This is a genomic window from Aestuariivirga sp., from assembly GCF_044238155.1.
Lineage (GTDB): Bacteria > Pseudomonadota > Alphaproteobacteria > Rhizobiales > Aestuariivirgaceae > Aestuariivirga.
The window spans coordinates 1-4,727 of the sequence record NZ_JBIIDX010000200.1 but is presented as its reverse complement, the minus strand read 5'-3'; the positions used below and the strand labels follow the sequence as shown (position 1 = coordinate 4,727).

The window sequence follows — 4,727 nt, the reverse complement described above, 5'->3', positions numbered from 1 at the left end:
CGGTCGAGCACCGCGACAAGACCAACGACCAGGTGACCATCGACGCCGCCAATGCCATCAAGACCCATGGCGTCGGCGTCAAATGCGCCACGATCACGCCAGACGAGGCCCGGGTGAAGGAGTTCGGACTCAAGCAGATGTGGAAGTCGCCCAATGGCACCATCCGCAACATCCTGGGCGGCGTCATCTTCCGCGAGCCGATCATCTGCAGCAACGTGCCGCGGCTGGTGCCCGGCTGGACCAAGCCCATCGTCATCGGCCGCCACGCCTTCGGCGACCAGTACCGTGCCACCGACTTCACCTTCCCGGGCAAGGGCAGCCTCACCATCAAGTTCGTTGGCGAGGACGGCACCGTGATCGAGAAAGAGGTGTTCAAATCGCCGGGCGCAGGCGTTGCCATGGCCATGTACAACCTCGACGAGTCGATCCGCGAATTCGCGCGCGCCTCGTTCAATTACGGGCTGATGCGCAACTATCCGGTCTATCTCTCGACCAAGAACACCATCCTCAAGGCCTATGACGGGCGCTTCAAGGACATCTTCCAGGAGATCTTCGATGCCGAGTTCAAGGCCGACTTCGACAAGAAGGGGCTGACTTACGAGCATCGCCTGATCGACGACATGGTGGCATCGGCGCTGAAATGGACCGGCGGCTATGTCTGGGCCTGCAAGAACTATGACGGCGACGTGCAGTCCGACATCGTGGCGCAGGGCTTCGGCTCGCTCGGCCTGATGACCTCGGTTCTGATGACGCCCGACGGAAAGACGGTGGAGGCTGAGGCCGCACATGGCACGGTCACCCGGCACTACCGGCTGCACCAGCAGGGCAAGCAGACCTCGACCAACTCCGCTGCCTCGATCTTCGCCTGGACCGGCGGACTCAAGCACCGCGCCAAGCTCGACGACAATGCCGAACTCAAGCGCTTTGCCGAGACCCTTGAAAAGGTGGTCGTCGAGACAATCGAGGCGGGCCAGATGACCAAGGACCTCGCAGTGCTGGTGGGGCCCGATCAGGGCTGGCTCTCCACCGAAGGTTTTCTCGATGCCGTGGATGCACGGCTGAAGGCCGCAATGGGCTGATCTGCGCTCTGCGGCGGCGAGGAACCCTTTGCGCCCGGCGCCGGGGGGTCTATAAGCGCGGCATATCCGGAGCACATTCTTGATCGATCGTTTCTTCACCTGGCTCGAGTCGCTGGTCGACCCGTTCCCGCCGGGGCGGCCGCAAATGCCGCCGCGGCAGTTTCTGGGATTCTGCTGGCACTACACCAAGCCGTTCTGGCCGCTTCTGCTGGTCTCCATGCTGCTCTCGGCAGCCATTGCGCTGATCGAGGTCTATCTCTTCGCCTTTCTGGGCGATCTGGTGGACTTGCTCACCGGGGCCGACCGGGCGAGTTTCTGGCAGCAGCAAGGCAGCACCCTGCTGCTGATGGGCGCAATTGCCCTCATTGCCTTGCCTGTTCTCAACTTCTTTTCCGAGGCTGTTTCGCACCAGGGCCTGCGCGGCAATTATGCCATGCGCATCCGATGGGTGGCGCACCGCTACGTGCTGCGCCAGAGCATGGATTTCTTCGCCAACGACTTCGCCGGACGCGTCGCCACCAAGGTGATGCAGACGGCACTCGGGGTACGCGATGCAGTAATGCAGTTCACCGACGTCATGGTCTACATATCGGTCTATTTCCTCGGGGCTCTGCTGCTTGTGGCAAGCGCCGACCGGTGGCTGATGATCCCCCTCCTCATCTGGCTTGCGGGGTATCTGGCGGCCTGCTGGTATTTCATTCCGCGGCTCGGCAAGCTTTCCGCCGAGCAGGCCGACATGCGCTCGCTGGTGACCGGCCGGGTGGTAGACAGCTACACCAACATCCCGACCGTCAAGCTGTTCGCCCATGCCGACCGCGAGGACGCCTATGCCAGGGAGGGCATGGGCTGGATGCTCGACTCGGTCAACCGCTCGATGCGCATGTCGACCATGATGACCACATCGCTGCATGCGCTGTCCGGCCTGCTGATCTTTTCGATGTCGGCAATGTCGGTGTGGCTCTGGCAGCAGAATGCCATCTCAACCGGCGCCATCGCCTTCGCCATCGGCCTCACGCTGCGCCTCAAGGCGATGTCGCAGTGGATCATCTGGGAGGTGGCGGGACTGTTCGAGAATGTCGGGGTCATCCAGGACGGCATCGAGACGATTGCGCGGGAGCGGGTCATCCGCGATGTCGATGGTGCAAGAGCCCTCGCCGTCCACGACGGTGCAATCACCTTTGACAACGTGAGCTTCAACTACGGAAAACCGCGGCATCAGGGCGATCGCCAGGTTCTCGAGCACCTCACGCTGAACATATCACCGGGCGAGAAGGTTGGTATTGTCGGCCGCTCCGGCGCAGGAAAGTCAACGCTCACGAGCCTGCTGCTGCGTTTTTATGACGTGGAGGAAGGCCGCATCCTGATCGATGGGCAGGACATCGCCCATGTGACGCAGGACTCGCTGCGCGCCGCGATCGGGGTCGTCACGCAGGACACCTCTCTCCTCCACCGCTCCGTCCTCGACAACATCCGCTATGGCAGGCCCGACGCGACCATGGCCGATGTCGAGGCTGCCGCGCGCAAGGCCCATGCCGACGAGTTCATTGCGGCTCTGGCCGACCCCCACGGGCGGCGTGGTTACGAGGCCCATGTCGGCGAGCGCGGCGTCAAGCTCTCGGGCGGCCAGCGCCAGCGCATCGCAATTGCCCGGGTGCTGCTCAAGAACGCGCCGATCCTGGTGCTCGACGAAGCCACCAGCGCGCTCGATTCCGAGGTGGAACAGGCCATCCAGGAAAACCTCTATGCGCTGATGGAAGGCAAGACCGTGATCGCGGTCGCGCACCGGCTCTCGACCATCGCTGCCATGGACCGGCTGGTGATCATGGACAAGGGCGTGATCGTGGAACAGGGCACACACCGCGAACTGCTGGACAGGGGCGGACTTTATGCCTCGCTGTGGCAGCGCCAGTCAGGCGGCTTCCTGCACGAGGACGAAGACCTCGCAGCAGCGGAATAATGTTTTGTTTACCACATTGCAGCCATAGCAGCGGGCGACAACTGCCTCACCGCAGGGAAACCGCCCATGTTCAGAAATATCACCGTCGCAACCGTTTGTGCCGTCCTTCTCGCCGGCTGCACGACGGATCCCTATACCGGCGAGAACAAGATCTCGAACACGGCCGTCGGGGCGGGCGCGGGTGCCCTGCTCGGCACGGCAGCCGGACTGATCGTTGGCCAGAATTCATCTGCGTCCACCCGCAAGGCGATGCTGATCGGTGCGGGCCTTGGCGCTCTCGCGGGCGGCGGAGTTGGCCTCTACATGGACAACCAGGAAGCCAAGCTGCGCGAGCGGCTGCGTGGCACTGGTGTGTCGGTTACACGGTCAGGCGACGACATCATCCTCAACATGCCGTCGAACATCACCTTCGATACCGACCAGTCAGAGATCAAGTCGGAGTTTTTCGAGACGCTGAATTCCGTCTCATTGGTTCTGAAGGAATTCAACCAGACGCTGGTCGACGTGACGGGCCACACCGATTCCACCGGCTCGGTGGCGCACAACCAGCAACTGTCCGAGCGCCGGGCCGGCTCGGTGGCAGAGTATCTCATCGCCCAGGGCAACGACCCGAACCGGTTCCAGGCAATCGGGGTTGGCGCCAGCCAGCCGATTGCATCCAACGCCACGCCGGACGGCCGCGCGCTGAACCGCCGTGTCGAGATCAGGATCGTGCCACTGACGTGATGCAGAATGCAGAGGCGGGCCAACAGCTCAGATGACCGAAGCCCGATACACGCTGACCGTTCCAGCTGAGCGCTTCCAGTCGGCTGACGCCTTGGTTAAGCGGCTCGAGGACAACCTCCTGTTCGAGCCACTTGCCATCACCATCACCGAGACGGACGCAGCGCGGTCACTCTGGGAGGTGACATTCTATTTCGAAACTGCGGAGGACGCAGAGGCGGCCCGAGCCCTGGACGGGCTGGCGGCGGGCAGTGTTGCGGCCGTGCCGGAACGAGACTGGGTCCGCCAATCTCTTGACGGTCTCTCGCCGGTGCGGGCCGGGCGCTTCTTTCTGCATGGAGCGCATGACCGGAACCGCCGCCGCCAGGGCGGCATTTCACTGGAAATTGACGCCGGCACCGCCTTCGGCACCGGCCATCATGGCACGACGGAGGGATGCCTGCTAGCGCTGGACAGGCTGCTGAAACGACGCCGCCCGCTGAGCGTGCTCGATCTTGGCTGCGGCACCGGGGTGCTCGCCATTGCAACGGCCCGGGCAAACGGCCGAGCCGTGCTGGCAACCGACATTGATGCAGAGGCCGTGCGCGTGACGCGCGCCAATGCAGCACTCAACGGCGCCCGGTCTTTGGTGGAAAGCCTTGCCGCCTCGGGACTGAGCCATCCACGAATCGTCGCTCGCGCGCCCTTTGACCTGATCTTTGCCAATATTCTCGCCCGGCCGCTGGTGGCGCTGGCAACCAAGCTTGCCACCGCGCTTGCGCCGGGTGGCACACTCATCCTGTCCGGAATCACCCTGGACCAGATCCGCTGGATCACCGCCACCTATCGCAGCCGCGGGCTCATGTTCGAAACGTGCCTCCGGCGAGGCGAGTGGGGGACGCTCGTGTTCAGGAGGCCAGGCTGAGCCCGCACATGAAAAAGACGCCCGGGCGGGAGGGCACCCAGGCGTCTTCATGTTGCCGGCCAGA

At 63.5% G+C, this 4,727-nt stretch carries 4 protein-coding genes; all 4 read left to right on the top strand.

The genetic code is table 11. The features are described from left to right. A partial coding sequence (locus ACILRN_RS15730; RefSeq protein ID WP_395689890.1) for an NADP-dependent isocitrate dehydrogenase occupies nucleotides 1–1,079 on the top strand: 1,079 nt, incomplete at its 5' end. Between the two features lie 145 nt (nucleotides 1,080–1,224). Next, nucleotides 1,225–3,036: an ABC transporter ATP-binding protein gene (locus tag ACILRN_RS15725; protein WP_395689891.1), complete on the top strand. Its 1,812-nt coding sequence runs from the start codon at nucleotides 1,225–1,227 to the stop codon at nucleotides 3,034–3,036. 66 nt (nucleotides 3,037–3,102) lie between these two features. Next, nucleotides 3,103–3,762 (top strand): OmpA family protein, encoded by a 660-nt coding sequence (locus tag ACILRN_RS15720; protein ID WP_395689888.1) that lies wholly within the window; start codon nucleotides 3,103–3,105, stop codon nucleotides 3,760–3,762. A 31-nt stretch (nucleotides 3,763–3,793) separates the two neighbouring features. Next, a complete protein-coding gene (locus ACILRN_RS15715; RefSeq protein WP_395689887.1) occupies nucleotides 3,794–4,663 on the top strand; it encodes a 50S ribosomal protein L11 methyltransferase in 870 nt (289 codons plus the stop codon). The last annotated feature ends 64 nt before the right edge of the window (nucleotides 4,664–4,727 follow it).